Annotated in this window: 14 protein-coding genes; 6 read left to right on the top strand and 8 right to left on the bottom strand. The window is 70.0% G+C overall.

Features of this window, described 5'->3' with window-relative positions:
• Positions 1–86: 86 nt before the first annotated feature.
• Both ABZ404_RS20670 and ABZ404_RS20665 read right to left on the bottom strand, forming a co-directional pair.
• A complete protein-coding gene (locus tag ABZ404_RS20670; RefSeq protein ID WP_358837689.1) occupies positions 87–404 on the bottom strand; it encodes a DUF6412 domain-containing protein in 318 nt (105 codons plus the stop codon).
• Positions 405–547: 143 nt separating this feature from the next.
• A complete protein-coding gene (locus tag ABZ404_RS20665) occupies positions 548–1,330 on the bottom strand; it encodes a class E sortase (RefSeq protein WP_358990665.1) in 783 nt (260 codons plus the stop codon).
• A gap of 200 nt (positions 1,331–1,530) precedes the next feature.
• Here ABZ404_RS20665 and ABZ404_RS20660 point away from each other — a divergent pair, with 200 nt between their 5' ends.
• Complete coding sequence (locus tag ABZ404_RS20660) at positions 1,531–2,547, top strand: SEC-C domain-containing protein (protein ID WP_358834048.1); 1,017 nt, start codon at positions 1,531–1,533, stop codon at positions 2,545–2,547.
• 80 nt (positions 2,548–2,627) lie between these two features.
• Positions 2,628–5,822, top strand: coding sequence for a DUF3427 domain-containing protein (locus tag ABZ404_RS20655; protein WP_358834049.1), 3,195 nt, complete (start codon positions 2,628–2,630; stop codon positions 5,820–5,822).
• A gap of 16 nt (positions 5,823–5,838) precedes the next feature.
• On the opposite strand, the gene ABZ404_RS20650 is transcribed toward ABZ404_RS20655, so the two are convergent.
• Positions 5,839–6,489, bottom strand: a complete 651-nt coding sequence (locus ABZ404_RS20650; protein WP_358834050.1) for an ATP-binding protein — start codon at positions 6,487–6,489, stop codon at positions 5,839–5,841.
• Between the two features lie 157 nt (positions 6,490–6,646).
• Here ABZ404_RS20650 and ABZ404_RS20645 point away from each other — a divergent pair, with 157 nt between their 5' ends.
• Genes ABZ404_RS20645 through ABZ404_RS20635 form a run of 3 tightly spaced genes read left to right on the top strand, consistent with a single transcriptional unit; the run spans position 6,647 to position 8,081 of the window.
• Positions 6,647–7,495 (top strand): helix-turn-helix transcriptional regulator, encoded by an 849-nt coding sequence (locus ABZ404_RS20645; RefSeq protein ID WP_358834051.1) that lies wholly within the window; start codon positions 6,647–6,649, stop codon positions 7,493–7,495.
• On the top strand, positions 7,492–7,725 hold the full coding sequence (locus ABZ404_RS20640; protein WP_358834052.1) for a DUF397 domain-containing protein: 234 nt from the start codon (positions 7,492–7,494) through the stop codon (positions 7,723–7,725). The genes ABZ404_RS20645 and ABZ404_RS20640 overlap by 4 nt, the downstream gene beginning before the upstream one ends.
• Before the next feature lie 53 nt (positions 7,726–7,778).
• The gene (locus tag ABZ404_RS20635; protein ID WP_358834053.1) at positions 7,779–8,081 is read left to right on the top strand and encodes a hypothetical protein; all 303 of its coding nucleotides are present in this window, start codon (positions 7,779–7,781) and stop codon (positions 8,079–8,081) included.
• 287 nt (positions 8,082–8,368) lie between these two features.
• Here the strand turns inward: ABZ404_RS20635 and ABZ404_RS20630 are convergent, their stop codons facing one another.
• The 5 genes from ABZ404_RS20630 to ABZ404_RS20610 form a co-directional block, all read right to left on the bottom strand.
• Complete coding sequence (locus ABZ404_RS20630; protein ID WP_358834067.1) at positions 8,369–9,580, bottom strand: DUF445 domain-containing protein; 1,212 nt, start codon at positions 9,578–9,580, stop codon at positions 8,369–8,371.
• Positions 9,581–9,975: 395 nt separating this feature from the next.
• Positions 9,976–10,647, bottom strand: a complete 672-nt coding sequence (locus ABZ404_RS20625; protein ID WP_358834054.1) for a DUF1707 domain-containing protein — start codon at positions 10,645–10,647, stop codon at positions 9,976–9,978.
• Between the two features lie 9 nt (positions 10,648–10,656).
• Complete coding sequence (locus ABZ404_RS20620; protein WP_358834055.1) at positions 10,657–11,622, bottom strand: ATP-binding cassette domain-containing protein; 966 nt, start codon at positions 11,620–11,622, stop codon at positions 10,657–10,659.
• 18 nt (positions 11,623–11,640) lie between these two features.
• Entirely contained in the window at positions 11,641–12,483 is an 843-nt protein-coding gene (locus ABZ404_RS20615; RefSeq protein WP_358834068.1) for an ABC transporter permease, read from the bottom strand.
• A 46-nt stretch (positions 12,484–12,529) separates the two neighbouring features.
• Positions 12,530–13,330: an ABC-2 family transporter protein gene (locus tag ABZ404_RS20610; RefSeq protein WP_358834069.1), complete on the bottom strand. Its 801-nt coding sequence runs from the start codon at positions 13,328–13,330 to the stop codon at positions 12,530–12,532.
• Positions 13,331–13,524: 194 nt separating this feature from the next.
• Between ABZ404_RS20610 and ABZ404_RS20605 the strand changes: the two genes are divergently transcribed.
• Positions 13,525–16,080 (top strand): transglycosylase domain-containing protein, encoded by a 2,556-nt coding sequence (locus ABZ404_RS20605; protein WP_358834056.1) that lies wholly within the window; start codon positions 13,525–13,527, stop codon positions 16,078–16,080.
• Position 16,081: the final 1 nt, after the last annotated feature.

Here is a 16,081-nt window from a genome sequence, read left to right as displayed (position 1 = left end):
GGCCGGGCGGAGGGCGTAAGGAAAAGAGGGAACGCACCCCGAGGAACCCCGGAAAGGGGAGGACACAGGGGGAAAGGAGCGCAGCCCTACGCGGCGGCCGTCAGGGCGAGGCCGCCGGGAGCCCGGGGCCGAGGCCGCCCGGAGGCGTCCGGATCGCGCTGCGGCAGGAAGGCGGTGCGCCGCTCCCGGTCCCGTATCGCGGTACGTATGCGCGTACGCGGCACGGTGGGAACGGCTCGGGAGGCGAGCAGTGCGCAGACGGCGAGGGCGGAGCCGGCCGCGGCGGTGGCGGCGAGGGCGACGGCGCCGGAGAGCATGGCGCCGTTGGCGAGGAGCAGCTCGGCGAGAAGGAAGAGGAGCAGGGCGAGGGCGCAGCGCACGGACGCCATGCGGTTGCCGCTCATGCTTCCCCCCACCCGTACACACCCGCGTACACGCGCTCGCACGCACGCATCCCTACGCGTCCGAAAGTTCAGAACGCACCCTCATGCCAGAACGCCTGTCCGACTCCTGGCTCTTCTCACGTTATACACGACGGCTCGGACAATCAGCGCGGTCGCGTGGAGGCGAGCCTGCCCCACACGACGAGCCGGTACCGGGAGGTGAACTCCGGGGTGCAGGTGGTGAGGGTGACGTAGTACCCGCGCTCGCCGTACCCGTAGGCGGTACGGACGGCACTGCGCGGCACGGGCGCGATCACTCCGCCGTCCCGCGCGGAGGTCTCGGGGAGGATCTTGTCCACCAGGTAGGTGAAGACGGCCTCCCGGGTCTCGACGACGATCCGGTCCCCGGCCCGCAGCCGGTCGAGGTGGCGGAAGGGTTCGCCATGGGTGTTGCGGTGCCCGGCGAGCGCGAGGTTCCCGGCCCGGCCAGGCTGCGCGGTCCCGGCGTAGTGCCCGACGTACCCCTTGTCGAGGACGCCGTGCTTGCTGATCCCCTCGGCGATGGGGGCGGTGACGCGGAGGGAGGGGAGGCGGAGGACGGCGTAGGGGCGGTCGGGGCGGGGGCGGGCCGAGGGGGCGGGCCCGGGGGCGGGGGCGGAGGGCTCCGAGGAGCCCGGGGCCGGGGGAACGGCGGACGCGACGGCTCCGGCGGGCGCGGCCCCGACGCGCGCCCCCTCCCCCGCCCCGGGGTCCGGCCCCTCCCACTGCTGTTCCAGGGACCGCACGGTCTGCCGGGCCTCGTGCCGGGCCGCGCGGTTGGTCCACCACAGCTGGTGGGCGACGAGCAGGAGGAGGACGAGCCCGAGCGTGACGACGGCTTCCGCACCGCCCCAGAGGACGCGCCCGAGGGGGCGGAGGCGGGACGGGGTACGGGTACGAACACGGATGCGCGTACGAGTATGGGGGGAGGACGCTCGCACACGGCGTACGAACCGGCGGGTGGCGCGCACGGGGGCGGCCCGCCACCGCGAGCGCCCCTGAACGACCACGGGTATCCGCACGCGCGCACCATAAGGGCTGCCCCGTCAACTCACCAGGGCCGGAACACCCCTCCGCTTGGACCCCGCACAGCAGTACGGTGTCCCTCATGCGCCCCGACACTCCTGCCGATCACACGGATCACACCGCCGAAGCCGAGCGTCTGCTGCGCACCGCAGCGCAGTACCCCGAGGACCACGAGCCCCTCCTGCTCCAGGCCGCAGCCCATCTGGAGCTGTCCGGCAACCGCGAGCGGGCCACGACGCTCTACGACCGCCTGCTGGCCGCCGACCCCGAGCAACCGGCGTTGATCAAGGCCTTCAAGGCGGCGAACCTCTGGGAGTACGGCCACGAGGCCGAGGCGCGGGCGATCATCGAGGGCGTGCGCGGTTCGGCGCCCCGGGACCCGGCCGCGTGGGAGATCGTGGCGGAGACGCTGGAGACGCACGACGAGCTGGACGCGGCGCACGCGACCCTGACGACGGCGCTCACGCTCCTGCTCCCCGCCGACGACCCGACGGCGGACATCCCGTACCCCACCCAGTCCCTGCTGACGGCCCGCCACCGCGTACGCCGGCTGCTCGCCCTGGACCACGACGCCTGGGACGAGCTGGCGGACCGCCTGCACCGCGCCGAGATCACCCTGGACGAACTCCACGACCCCAAGCGCCTGTGGTCGCTGGGCTCGGACGACCCGGCCGAGCTGAAGGCGGAACTGGCCCGGCTGCGTACGGAGTTGGGCACGGCACGGGCGGCCCTGTCGCGCCCGTTCCCGGTGGCGGTCCTGCACTGGCCGGCCCCCGAGCTGGACGAACTGCTGGCGGCCTACCCCGACTTGGCGACGGAATACCCGACGTACGACGCCCACCTCCTGGACATCGAGGCGTCCTTGCGCGAACTGTCGGCGACGGGCACGGCGAACCTGGGCATCGTCAAGGGCACAGTCCCGTCCTACGAAGCCTTCGCAGCATCGGAATCCTCCTCCCCCTCCAACGCGGACCTCCTCCCCCAGTACGCCACAACCCTGGCGGCCCGAGGCCGAGCGGTGGAGTGGCCGCCGCGGCGGGGGGAAGGGTGCTGGTGCGGGTCTGGGCGGGGGTATGGGGAGTGCCACGGGGAGGCGTGACGGCGCTGTCGGGGATGTCAGTGGCCTTTGTTACAACTGAGTCGCACGAAGCCGATTGACCAGCGACCCAGGGAGAGACCGTGACGGACTCGGGGGATGTCACACAGCCGATCACCGGCGTGTACGAAAAGCTGATCACGCAGCAGGTCCAGGAACAGATCGATGACCTGACCACCATCGGGTGGAAGGTCGTCGACGCCGAGGTCAGTCCCGAGTCTTCGCCCCATGTGCTCGCGCGGTTCGTGGCCGCGGCCGTGCAGCGGAAGTTGCGGGAGCTTCCGCAGGACAAGCAGGTGGCCGCGGCCAACCGCATCATGGCGTCCTTCTCCTCGTTGGCCGCCGATACCGAAACCCCGGCGCCATCAGGCGCTGTCCCCTCTGGGTCTGCGGTGGCGGAGCCAAGCCCGGCCCCCGAGGATCTCATCGTCGACGGGCCGCGCCAGCTGCTTGCCCTCGCCGAGCAGGAGGCGCCAGGCGTGTATGCGATGCGCCCGCTAACGCCTCTTTCCGAGACGGCCCTCCTCACCAATGCGCCCGAAGACCCCAGCTTGGGCAGCGAATTGCGAGCCGAGCTGGCCACCGCTGACCGTGTCGATCTGCTCTGCGCCTTCGTGAAGTGGTACGGCCTCCGTGTGCTGGAAGGCTCGCTGCGCGCAGCCAAGGATCGCGGCGTGCCCATCCGAGTCATCACAACGACCTACATGGGGGCCACCGACCGGCACGCGCTCGACCGACTGGTGCGGGAGTTTGGTGCCGAGGTTCGAATCAACTACGAGATCCGCTCCACCCGACTGCACGCCAAGGCTTGGCTATTTCGACGCAACACCGGCTTCGACACCGCGTACGTCGGCAGCTCCAACCTGTCCAAGGCGGCGCTGCTCGACGGCCTGGAATGGAACGTGCGGCTGTCCTCGGTCGCGACCCGCGATGTCCTTAACAAGTTCGAGTCCACCTTCGATGCGTACTGGAACAGCAGCGCGTTCGAGTTGTACGACCCGGATACGGACGCGGAGCGCTTGGATGAGGCGCTCGGCATGGCGGGCGGCACCACTAGCTCTGCTGAGACGCCCATCAGCTTGTCCGGGCTCGAAGTGCGCCCCTTCGCGCATCAGCGGGACATGCTGGAGCGGCTCACTATCGAACGGGAGGTCCACGGCCGCCACCGCAACCTGCTGGTGGCGGCTACCGGCACCGGCAAGACAGTCATGGCCGCGCTGGACTACCGGGATCTACTCCGCAGTATGGGCAGGGACCTACGGCTGCTTTTCGTGGCACACCGCAAGGAGATCCTCAAGCAGTCCCGGCGCACCTACCGCGAGGTTCTCGACGACGCCTCTTTCGGGGAGCTCCTCCACAACGGTGAGCAGCCGCGCGAGTGGAAGCACGTCTTCGCGAGTGTCCAGTCCCTTAACCAGCAGCGCTTGGCAGCGCTGGACCCGACCCATTTCGATGTCATCGTCATAGATGAATTCCACCATGCGACGGCGAATACCTATCGGCAGGTGATCGATCACTTCGCACCAGCCGAACTGCTTGGTCTGACGGCGACGCCCGAGCGCATGGACGGGCTGAACGTCCAGGACGAGTTCTTCGATGGTCGCATCGCAGCCGAAATGCGCCTGTGGGAAGCGCTGGACAACGATCTACTGTGCCCGTTCCACTACTTCGGCATCGCGGACGGCACCGACCACAAGGCGCTGACCTGGAAGGGGGGATCATACGACGTTGCCGAGTTGGGTAGTCTCTACACCGGCAACGAAGCACGCGTGCGACTGGTCATCAAGGCGATACAGCAGAAGATCGCTCACCCCGAGTCCATGCGCGCGCTCGGTTTCTGCGTGACCAAGGCGCATGCGCACTTCATGGCCAGTTGCTTCCATAAGGCCGGTATCAAGGCCGTCGCCCTCGACAGCGATTCAACTCCTGCCGACCGGGATGACGCACTGGCCGCACTGCGCACGGGCTCGCTCCAAGTGATTTTCTCTGTCGACCTTTTCAACGAAGGACTGGACATCCCGGAGGTCGACACCCTGCTGCTCCTGCGACCGACGAACAGTGCGACGGTCTTCCTTCAGCAGTTGGGTCGCGGTCTACGTCGCACTCCTGATAAACCGGTGCTGACTGTCCTTGACTTCATCGGTGAGCACCGCGCCGAATTCCGCTTCGAAGAGCAGTTCCGCGCCCTGACGGGCCTGTCCCGCAACCGTCTGGTTGAGAACCTGGAACGGGACTTCCCTCAGCTCCCTTCCGGCTGTCAAATCATGCTCGAACGCGTCGCCAAGGACATCGTCCTGAACAATGTCCGCACGCAGCTCAAGGCAGGCATCAAGGTCCTGGCATCTGAAGTGAAGCACTTCGCCCAGGTAGGCCTGTCGGGCTATCTCACCGAGAGCCGCCGGGAGATCAAGGAACTCTACAAGGGCTCCAACTCTTGGACGGGGACATTGCGATACGCGAAGCTCCTCCCGGAAGACGCACCGCCCGGCGAGGAGCAGCTCCTCAAGCGCGTGTACGCCTTTCTGCACGCCGACGACCGCGAGCGTGTAGAGGCATACACACGAATGCTGGAAGACGATGCGCCCGCATACGCCGAGCTGGACACCAAACAACAGGGCTATGCCCGCATGCTCTTCTTCAACCTCTGGGACAAGGCGGGCGGCTTCTCCAGTTACCAGGAGGGACTCGATTCCCTGCGCGAACAAGCCGCCCTTCGCAGTGAGATCCGCCAGGTTCTGGCTCACATCCACGACCGCACGGACCACCTCCCGCTCGACCTGCCAGCGCCCCACCACGAGCTCCCGCTGAAAATCCATAGCTCGTACAACCGCTCGGAAATCCTTGCCGCTCTCGGCGTGGCCCGACTCGGTGGGCAAATGCCTGGGTCCTTCTCTCAAGGCGTTACCTGGGTGGACGCCCTCAAAACGGACGCGCTGTTGATCACGCTGGAGAAGAACGAGAAGGACTTCGCCCCCTCCATCCGCTACAAGGACTTCGCCCTCAGCCCCACACAGTTCCACTGGGAGTCACAGAGCACCACATCGGCGGACTCCCCCACAGGGCGGCGGTACCAGCACCACGTCGAAAAGGGCAGCCACGTGATGCTTTTCATGCGCCGCTACAAGGAAACCGACATCCGCAAGTCCCAGCCGTGGATGCTGCTGGGGCCGGCGACTTACGTGGGTCACGAGGGCAGCAAGCCCATGGCTATAACGTGGCGGCTTCACAACGAGCTACCGGCCGACGTCTGGACGTACGCCCACATCGCGGCGAGCTGAGTCAGCACTCCTGACGTCATGAAGCTGCCACTTCGCAGCGCGTTAACGCCTGGTCCAGTGTGTCGCTCAGGTCGCAGCCGTGTGCTCGCAACCAGTCGAGGAGGTCCGCGATGATCTGGATCGCGGTCTCCTCCGCGAGGGCCACGCTGAACGACGTGGCATCTCCCCCGGCTGCGTGGTGGTCGAGGTAGCAGTACAGCGATAGCAGAGCTTCGGCCGTGTCAACGCCGGGCTCTGCGATGTGACCGTCTGCGGAGGGGAGCCCGGTGGCGAGCTCACACCACGTCACCTTGGACTCCGCGCGCAGGACGACACCCCATCGCGTCGCCACCGCAGCCACCAGCGCCATGCCTCTCCCCGACTCGTCGCCCTCCGTGGCCGCGAGAAGGGTTGGCAGCGCCCGGGCGTCCGGGTCCGTGACTTCGAGGCGCAGGGACCCGCCGCGCATCGAGACGGCGAGGGTCGTCGGCGTCCCCCGCCCGACATGCGTGATGACGTTCGTGACCAGCTCCGTCACACACAGCTGAGCAGCGTCGATCATGTGCGGCAGGCCCCAGACGCCCAGATGTAACCGCATCACGTTCCGCAGTCCCCGCAGTTCCTCGGGCTCCGCCAGGAACGGCAGATGCCACGGCTTCCTGGGGACCTTGAACCGGCATTCAGTCACACCATCACCCTCTCAGTGCCGCTCGACGATGGTTCGAGCATGGCAGCGCAACCATCCCGTCATGCAATTTGCACGGAGGGATTCCCACGATCGAGCGATTGTCAGCACCCCTCTCTTCCACAGAGACTGAACGCCCGCTACAGGACATGGAGTTGCCGTGGCCGAATCCCCTACGGCTCGTCGCCGCCGCCTAGCCATCGAGCTCAAGAAGTTGCGCGAGCTCAGTCGGTTGACCTGCAACCAGGTAGGAGAGGCACTCAGCTGGAGTGGCTCGAAGGTGAACCGGTTGGAAACGGGAAGCGGCCGTGTCCAGCCTTCCGACGTCGACGTTCTGTGCCGCTACTACGGCACCAGTGACGAACTACGCGAACTCCTCATGACGCTGGCCAAGGATTCAAAGCAGCGGGGCTGGTGGCAGGCACACGGAACCGGAGTCCCGCGTTGGTTCGCCGGATACGTGGGCTTCGAGCAGGCGGCATCCAGCCTGCGGCAGTACCAATGCGAGTTCGTCCCGGGCCTGATGCAGACCCCCGAGTACGCAGCGGAGTTGCACCTCGCCACGAACCAGTTGTCGACGGAGGATCTCGCACGGGCAGTGAAGGTCCGCACGGAACGGCAGAGCCTCCTCACCAAGGCATCAGCTCCTGACGCTTGGTTCATCGTGCACGAGAGCGTGCTGCGCCATGTCATCGGAGACAGGAAGCTCATGCGGGATCAGCTCGAACGGATGCTAGCGGTTGGCGAGTTGGGCAACGTGACGTTGCAAGTGCTGCCGTTCACCGCAGGCAGCTACCCTGCGACCGGCGCCTTCACCATCCTCGGGTTCCCCGAGCAGGAAGACCCCGACCTCGTCTACCGAGATGGTCTGACCGATGCCACCTATCTGGAGACGCAGCATGATGTAGGGCAGTACACCAAGGCCTTCGATCATCTTCGGGCTCTCGCATCAAGCCCGTCTCGTTCAACCGCTCTGATCAGGGGCGTAATGGAGGAGCACTCGCGATGACCACCACACACTCTTCGAGCGACATGCGGTGCACGCGCACCAGTGGCCCATGGTTCAAGAGCAGCTACAGCAACGGCTCCGGCGGCGAGTGCGTCGAGGCCGCCTTCCTCGCCCCCGGTGCAGCCATACGCGACTCCAAGCGCCCCCAGGGCCCCCGCCTCGCCTTCAGCGGCCCCGCCTGGCAAACCTTCACCACCGCCCTTCGCCAAGACCGCCTCCCCGTTGACTGAGGCCCCCCGTTAGCCTCGGAGGGGACAGACCACAGAGGCGCAGGAGGCACAACATGGCCAAGGTTCCGGCAGCAGTGATCGCCGCGGGTGGGCTTGTGGGTGGGTATGCCACCGCTCGGTTCACCAAGAAGCGGCCCCTCGGTGGGGTGGCGCTCGCCGCCGCGGGGGCCCTCGCCGCGCGGGAGTGGAAGCAGGCCGCCGGGACCAAGGCCGCCGTCGGGCTCACCACGGCCTACGTCGCCGCGTTCGCCGGGTCGCACCCGCTCGCCAAGAAGGTCGGCGCCTGGCCGTCCGTGTTCGCCGTGGCCGGTGGGGTTGCTGCCGCATCCTGGGCCGTGACCCGCAAGGCCGGATAGCGCCGCCCGGGAAAATGTCCCGCCGCATCCGGGAACCGTATGAACGCCCCGGACGACTCGTACGTACGTAAAGGTGCACACTGCGACTCCCCGCAGGATGAACCCCTCGGGCGCGTGGCCACGCAGAGCAGGGACAGGACTGCGGTCACGCGTCCGGCAGGGGAGCCCTCGGCACGGGAGTCGGACCGTGCCGGACAGGGTGCCGGATTCCCGGGGTGCCGGATTCCCAGGTGTTGGATTCCGGGGCCGCCCGGGCACCCGCCCCGCACCCCGAAGACCGCTAACCCCTACCCCCCGACCCCCCGCGCCACCGCAAAGATCACCACTCCCGCCAGTGCCCCCACCACGGTCCCGTTGATCCGGATGAACTGGAGGTCGCGGCCGATGTGGGCCTCGATCTTCTTTGAGGTGTCCGCCGCGTCCCAGGAGCGGACCGTGTCCGTGATCAGGGACGTGATCTCCGTGCGGTACGTGGAGACCACGTACGCCGCCGCGTCCTGGACCCAGCCGTCCACCTTCGCCTGGAGGCGGGTGTCCGTGGAGAGGCGGGCGCCCAGGGACAGCAGGGACGCCCTCGCCCGCAGGCGCAGCTCGCTGCGTTCGTCCTCCGCCGCCGCGATGATCATCGAGCGGACCGAGGACCACGCCGAGGCGATCACGTCCTGGACCTCGGGGCGGGCCAGGACGTCGGACTTCAGGCGCTCCACCTTCGCGCGCGTGTCCGTGTCCGACTGGAGGTCGGAGGCGAAGTCCGCCAGGAAGCGGTCCAGGGCCCCGCGCGCCGGATGGCCCGGCATGTCGCGCATCTCGGTGACGAAGCGGAGCAGCTCCTTGTAGACGCGCTCGCCGACCTTCTTGTCCACGAAGCGGGGGGTCCAGCCGGGAGCGCCGCCCTGGACCGCCTCCATCACCGAGTCCCCGTGCAGCACCAGCCAGTCGTGCGCCCGCGCGCACACCAGGTCCACCACCCGGCGGTGGCCCCCGTCCGCGACCACCTTCTCCAGGGTCTTGCCGATGCCCGGCGCGATCTCCGCCGCGTCCGCCCGGCGCGTGATCGCCTCGCCCACCACCGCCTGGACGTCCGAGTCCCGCAGGACCGTGAGCGCGCCGCGCAGGGCCGTAGCCAGCTCGGACGTGACCCGGTCCGCGTGGGAGGGGTCCGCCAGCCAGGTGCCCATCCGGGCGCCTATGCCCAGTGCCCCCAGCCTCGTGCGCACGACCTCCGGGGAGAGGAAGTTCTCCCCCACGAACGCGCCCAGCGACACGCCCAGCTGGTCCTTCTTGTTCGGGATGATCGCCGTGTGCGGGATCGGCACGCCCAGGGGGTGGCGGAACAGCGCCGTCACCGCGAACCAGTCCGCCAGCGCGCCCACCATCCCGGCCTCCGCCGCCGCCGCGACGTACGCCGCCCAGGGGCCCGCGCCCGAGCGGTCCGCCCAGGTCGCCAGGGCGAAGACCACCGCCACCAGAAGCAGCAGGCCCGTCGCCGTGGCCTTCATCCGGCGCACGCCCCGGCGTTTCTCCTCGTCCGCCGCCGTGTACGAGAACGCGGACGTCAGGCCGGCGGCAGGCGGGGGCGACGCGTCCGGTCCCTCCCGGTCGCCCGCCCTGGTCGCTCCACTACGTTCCATCGCTCCGCCCGTCCACACTGACCACCGCCCGCGCACGCGTCTCCCGTACGCCATCGTCCCTACCTGAGTGACTCCCGGGGCACATGTCGAGTTCCCGCACGTCGCGTTCTCATTCGAAGGGGTGATCCGGAGAAGGGGCCCGGAGGAGGGGGGTCCGGCGGGGATCCGGAGGGAGGACCCTTCACCGGGACCGGGACCGGGGCTAGGGCCCGGGCCGGGACCGTGGCTAGGGCCCGGACCGGGACCGTGGGCGGCCGGGTGCGTCAGCGCAGTTCCTTGCGCTGGTCGTCGCCGCGCCCCCGCTTCCCCGCCTTCCGCGGCTTCCGCTTCACGTCGATGCCGCCCATCAGGGCGAACCCCGTCACCGTCACCGTCGGCGAGCCCGGGGTGCCCTCGCCTGTCGCCCTGTCGCCGAAGCCGCCCATCAGGCCGAAGCCGCGCACCCGCACCGTCAGCTCGGGCGGGACCGTCACCCCCATCCCGCCCATCAGCGTGAAGCAGCGGATCACCGTCTGGGCGGACTCGAAGCGGGCCTCGCGCAGGTCGATCTCGCCGCCGCCCCACATCGCGAACGCGGTGAACGTGCGGCCGACCGTCCACGTACCCCGGCGTCCGAACCCGCCCCACAGCGCGAAGGCGCCCCGCGAGGTGGCCGCGCCGCCGATCCGCGCGGGCCAGTCGACGTCCCCGGAGGAGGCGGAGGCGGCCGGAACGGGGGCCGCGGGGCGGACGCCGGGCGCCGGCAGGTCCCGTACCAGCGGCGCCAACTCCCCGTGCGTCCGCGCCTTGTACGCCGCCTCCAGGCGCTCCTCGAACTCCTCCATGTCGAGCCGCCCCTCGGCCACCGCGTCCCGCAGCGCCTCGGCCACCCGCTCGCGCTCCGCGTCCGATGCCCGCATCTCCGGGAGGCCCGCCCCCGACGGTTCACTCGTCATACCGTCAGCCTAATGAAGGCCCCGGTCGGCGTACATGCGGGCGATCACCGACTCGATGTCCGGCTCCCGCACCGACAGGTCCACCAGCGGATACCGCGCCGCGATCCCCGCCACCAGCGGCGCCGCCGACGCCCTGGCCGGGAACGCCAGCCACTGCCGGGGCCCCTCGACCCGCACCACGCGCGCGTCGTCGACCTCGATCGGCGGGAGTTCGCGCGCCAGGTCGACCACCAGGGTCCGCTCGCTGCCCCCGACCTCGTGCAGCCCGGCCGGCGTGCCGTCGTACACCAGACGGCCGTGGTCGATGACCATCACGCGCGCGCAGAGCTGCTCGATGTCGGTCAGGTCGTGGGTCGTGAGGAGGACGGTGGTGCCGCGTTCGGTGTTCAGGTCCTTGAGGAAGGCGCGCACCTTCGCCTTGCTCACCACGTCCAGGCCGATGGTCGGCTCGTCCAGGTAGAGCACCTCGGGGTCGTGCAGCAGGGCCGCCGCGATGTCGCCGCGCATCCGCTGGCCCAGCGACAGCTGGCGTACGGGTACGTCCAGCAGCGGCCCGAGGTCGAGGAGTTCGACGCAGCGGGCCAGGTTCTCGCGGAAGCGGTCGTCGGGGACGCGGTACATACGGTGGGCCAGGCGGTAGGAGTCGATCAGCGGCAGGTCCCACCAGAGGGTGGTGCGCTGGCCGAAGACCACGCCGATGCGGCGGGCGAGGCGGGTGCGTTCGCGGGCGGGGTCCATGCCCGCCACCCGTACCCGGCCGCCGCTCGGCGTCAGGATGCCGGTGAGCATCTTGACGGTGGTGGACTTGCCGGCGCCGTTGGGCCCGATGTAGCCGACCATCGCGCCGCGCGGCACCGAGAAGGTGATGCCGTCGACCGCCCTGACCTGCCCGCGCTCGCGCCGCAGCCGCCGCCCGCTCCTGCGCCGGACCTCGAAGACCTTCTCGATCCCGTCGAGTTCGATCACATCGCTCATCGCCGTTCCCGCTTCCTGTCAGCTTCCCGTGCTCCGGTACGCCCGCAGGCCCGCCCGCCACGCGACCCCCGCCAGCGCGCAGCAGCCCACCGCCACCAGCGGCGGCGCGAACGCCAGCCACCCGGGGAGGTCCAGCGGGTAGGGCCGCCCCAGCACGTACAGCGCGGGCAGCCAGTTCACGAAGGCCAGCGGGACCACGAACGTCACCCCGCGCACCAGGTCCTTGGCGAAGAGCGTCGGCGGGTACTGGAGCAGCTGGTTCCCGCCGTACGTGAAGGAGTTCTGCACCTCGGAGGCGTCCTGCGCGACGAACTGGAACGCCCCGCCCGCCACGAACACCGAGGCGAAGACGGTGGCGCCGCTCAGCAGCATCAGCGGGATCAGCAGGGCCCGCAGCGGCGTCCAGTGGATGTCGAGCGTCAGCAGCGCGTAGCCGAGGACGAGGAGGCCCTGGGTGATCCGGCCCAGGCGGCGCAGCGCGAACCGGTCGGCGGCGACCTGGGCGAGCACCGGCGCCGGCCGGACGAGGAGGGTGTCGAGGGTGCCGTCGCGCACCCGGCGGCCGAGCCGGTCCATCGACCCCATGACGAGGTCCGCGAGCCCGAACGCGGCGCCCGACGCGCCGTACAGGAAGGCCACTTCCGGGAGTGTGTAGCCGCCCAGCGCGTCGATGTGCGAGAACATCAGCAGGATCGCCACGAAGTCGAGCGCCGTCGCCGCGAAGTTGCCGAACGCCGTCATCAGGAAGGACGCCCGGTAGGCGAGGGTGGAGCGGATCCACATGCCCGCGATCAGCCGGTAGGCGCGCACGCCCTCCGCGACGGCGCGCAGCCGCCCGGCGGGCGCGCCCCTCTCCCCGATCGACGCGGTCTCCCCCGCCTCCCCGGACACCGCGTCGATCGCCGTCTCAGCCACCCTGGACCACCACCCTCCTGGTCGCCGCCCCCTGGAGCAGCCGCCCGGCGCCGAGCAGCAGCGCCGCCCAGCCCAGCTGGAACGCGTACGCCCGGACCAGGCCCCAGCCCGTGTGGTGGCCGAGCAGGACGTCGGCCGGGATCTGGAGCAGCGACGACCAGGGCAGCGCGCGCGCCACCTCGCCGAGGGCGCCGGGGAAGACGTTGAGCGGCAGCAGCATCCCGGAGAAGAAGGTGCCGCCCAGCCAGGCGATCTGCGCCACGCCCGCCCCGTCGAGCAGCCAGAACGCCGAGAGCGCCACCAGGTAGCGGATCGAGAAGCTGACGACGACACCGAGCAGGACCGCGACCAGGAACGCCAGCCACGTCCCGGGGCCGGCGGGCAGCGCCAGGTCGAAGGCGAACGCGCCGAACGCCAGCGGCACCGCGCCGCGCCCCAAGAAGTGGAAGGCGGCCCGGCCCAGGTCGCCCGCGAGCCACCACAGTTGGAGGTCGGCGGGGCGGTACAGGTCGATCGCGATGTCACCCGTACGGATGCGTTCGACAAGCTCGTCCTCGAAGCCGCCGCCCATCATGGCGACCGTCATGATGAGGGCCTGTCCGAGCCACACATACGTCAGTGCCTCGGCCTGGTCGTAACCGCCCAGACGAGGGCGGACGTTCCACAGAGCCATATAGGTGTACGCCATGATCACGCCGAAGACGGTGTTGGTGAACACCCCTGCCGCCGTGGCGATCCGGTACGTCGTATGGCGTCGGAACCCACCTGCGGCCACGGCCAGGTAGAGCCGCACCACGCCACCTCCCCGTCCGGTCCGTGTATGAAGGGGCCACGCCCGAGCGCACCCGAAGGCGTCGCGGAAGGGCGGTCCAAAGCGCCCGACCCTAGTGCCGTCCGGTGATCGTGCGCGACGGCTTTTCCGGATGCGGGCGTGCAATATGGGCGTACACCGCGAATCACCCGATACAGCGCAGTGGCGAGAGAGACATGAGCGACGACGAGCAGCCGCCCCGGCCCCCTCACCAGGGCTGGGCCCCCCGGGACCCCAGCGCCACGGGCCCCGGCGCCGCCGAGGGCCCGGACACCGCCACGCCGAGGGACACCGGACCCGGCGAGGGCGCGCGCGGCGGGGAGGGCGGGGACGGCCAGGGGGGCAAGGGCGGCCAGGGCGCCAAGGGCGCCGGAAAACGCCCCCGGCGGACCGGCTGGCGGCGGTTCGTACCCCCCTGGCGCTGGGTCCTCGGCACCCTCCTGTTCATCGCCCTGCTGCTCATCGGCGGCTTCATCGCCGGCTACGAACTCGTCCACATCCCGCCCGCCAACGCCACCGCGACCGCGCAGTCCAACGTCTTCCTGTACGCCGACGGCACCCAGCTCGCCCGGGACGGCGAGATCAACCGCGAGAACGTCCGGCTCGCCCAGATCCCGCTCACCGTCCAGCGCACCGTCCTCGCCGCCGAGGACCGCGACTTCTACTCCGAACGGGCAGTCGACCCCAAGGCCATGGTCCGCGCCGCCTGGAACACCCTCACCGGCAAGGGCAAGCAGTCCGGCTCCACGATCACCCAGCAGTACGTGAAGAACTACTACCTGGGGCAGGAGCAGACGATCAGCCGCAAGGTGAAGGAGTTCTTCATCGCGATCAAGCTGAACCGCGAGGTCAGCAAGGCGGACATCCTGGAGGGCTACCTCAACACCAGCTACTTCGGCCGCAACGCCTACGGCATCCAGGCCGCCGCCCAGGCCTACTACGGCAAGGACATCGAGAAGGTCACCACCGCCGAGGGCGCCTATCTGGCCTCCCTGCTCAACGCCCCCAGCGCCTACGACGTCGTGGCCCACCCGGAGAACAAGGGCAGGGCCGTGGCGCGCTGGAACTACGTCCTGGACGGCATGGTCAAGAAGAAGTGGATGTCACCCGCCGCACGGGCCGCCGCCACCTTCCCCGCACCGGGCAAGGCACGGCCGGCCGCCGGGATGGCCGGGCAGCGCGGCTACGTGGTCGAGGCCGTGAAGGACTATCTGACCAACAACGAGATCATCGACGAGAACACCCTGGCCAAGGGCGGCTACCGGATCACCACCACGCTCCAGAGGGCCAAACAGGACGCGTTCGTCGCCGCCGTCGCCGACAAGGTGATGTCCCAGGTCAGCTCCGAACGCGCGGTGGACCGCAACGTCCGCGTCGGCGGCGCCTCCATCGACCCCGACAGCGGCAAGGTGCTCGCGATGTACGGGGGCGTCGACTACACCAAGCAGTACGTCAACAACGCGACCCGGCGCGACTACCAGGTCGGCTCGACCTTCAAGCCGTTCGTCTTCACCTCGGCCGTCGAGAACGCCTCCAAGACGCAGGACGGGCGCGCGATCACCCCGAACACCGTCTACGACGGCACCAACAAGCGGTTCGTCCAGGGCTGGTCGGGACCCGCGTACAACCCCGCCAACGAGGACGACAAGTCCTACGGACAGCTCACCGTCCGGTCCGCCACCGACCTCTCCGTCAACGCCGTGTACGCGCAGATGGCCGTGGACGTCGGCCCCAAGAGCGTGCGGCAGACCGCCATCGACCTGGGCCTGCCCTCCAGCACCCCCGACATGCCCAACGGGCCCTCCATCGCGCTGGGCACCGCCACCGCCTCCGTCCTGGACATGGCCGAGGCGTACGCGACGCTCGCCAACCACGGCAAGCACGGCGCGTACACGATGGTCGAGTCCGTCACCAAGGACGGCGAGAAGGTGGAGCTGCCCACCCAGGACGCCAAGCAGGCCGTCCCGCGCGAGGCCGCCGACACCACCACCTCGATCCTCCAGAGCGTCGTGGAGGGCGGCACCGGTACGGCCGCGCAGGCCTCCGGCCGTACCGCCGCGGGCAAGACTGGCACCGCCGAGGACGACAAGGCGGCCTGGTTCGCGGGCTACACGCCCGATCTGGCCACCGTGGTCGCCGTGATGGGCCAGGACCCCGACACGGCCGCCCAGAAGCCGCTGTACGGCGCCCTCGGCCTCTCCCGGATGAACGGCGGCGGGCCGCCCGCCGAGGTGTGGGCCCAGTACACGGCACGCGCGCTCAAGGGCACCGAGCCCCAGGACTTCGACCTCCAGCTCCAGGAGGGCGCCTCCGTACCGCCGCCCGCCGAGACCCCGCTGCCCGACCCGAACACCCCCAACCCGCCCGGCCGCAGCGAGGGCCAGGACCAGGGCCGCACGCAGGGGCAGACCGAGGGCGGGACGACCGACGGCGGCACGAACGGCGGCGACACCGCCACGGGCGGCACGACGGGCGGGACGACCGGCGGCACCACCGGGGCCACCACCGACGGCGGCGCCACCACCACGGGCGGCACCACCGGTGGCCCGACCAACGGCGGGACCACCACCGGGGGGACCACCGACGGCGGCACCACCGGCGCCACGGACGGCGGGCCCACCACGGGAGGGACGACCGCGGCCACGGAAGGCGGCGTCACCACGGGCGAGACGACCAACGGGACGACGGCCGGGGGCGCCGACCGTCCACGCCGCCGGCCGCGCGCGCAGTGAC

This window comes from Streptomyces sp. NPDC005878, assembly GCF_040629815.1.
In the GTDB taxonomy this organism is placed as follows: Bacteria; Actinomycetota; Actinomycetes; order Streptomycetales; family Streptomycetaceae; genus Streptomyces.
Note: the sequence above shows the minus strand (reverse complement) of the source record. Positions and strands in the feature narration are given on the sequence as shown.

Excerpts from the sequence above, each read along its gene's own strand:
- ABZ404_RS20670 (WP_358837689.1), bottom strand. The coding sequence starts at position 404 with ATGAGCGGCAACCGCATGGCGTCCGTGCGCTGCGCCCTCGCCCTGCTC.
- ABZ404_RS20660 (WP_358834048.1), top strand. The coding sequence starts at position 1,531 with ATGCGCCCCGACACTCCTGCCGATCACACGGATCACACCGCCGAAGCC.
- ABZ404_RS20640 (WP_358834052.1), top strand. The coding sequence starts at position 7,492 with ATGACCACCACACACTCTTCGAGCGACATGCGGTGCACGCGCACCAGT.
- ABZ404_RS20635 (WP_358834053.1), top strand. The coding sequence starts at position 7,779 with ATGGCCAAGGTTCCGGCAGCAGTGATCGCCGCGGGTGGGCTTGTGGGT.
- ABZ404_RS20630 (WP_358834067.1), bottom strand. The coding sequence starts at position 9,580 with ATGAAGGCCACGGCGACGGGCCTGCTGCTTCTGGTGGCGGTGGTCTTC.
- ABZ404_RS20625 (WP_358834054.1), bottom strand. The coding sequence starts at position 10,647 with ATGACGAGTGAACCGTCGGGGGCGGGCCTCCCGGAGATGCGGGCATCG.
- ABZ404_RS20620 (WP_358834055.1), bottom strand. The coding sequence starts at position 11,622 with ATGAGCGATGTGATCGAACTCGACGGGATCGAGAAGGTCTTCGAGGTC.
- ABZ404_RS20605 (WP_358834056.1), top strand. The coding sequence starts at position 13,525 with ATGAGCGACGACGAGCAGCCGCCCCGGCCCCCTCACCAGGGCTGGGCC.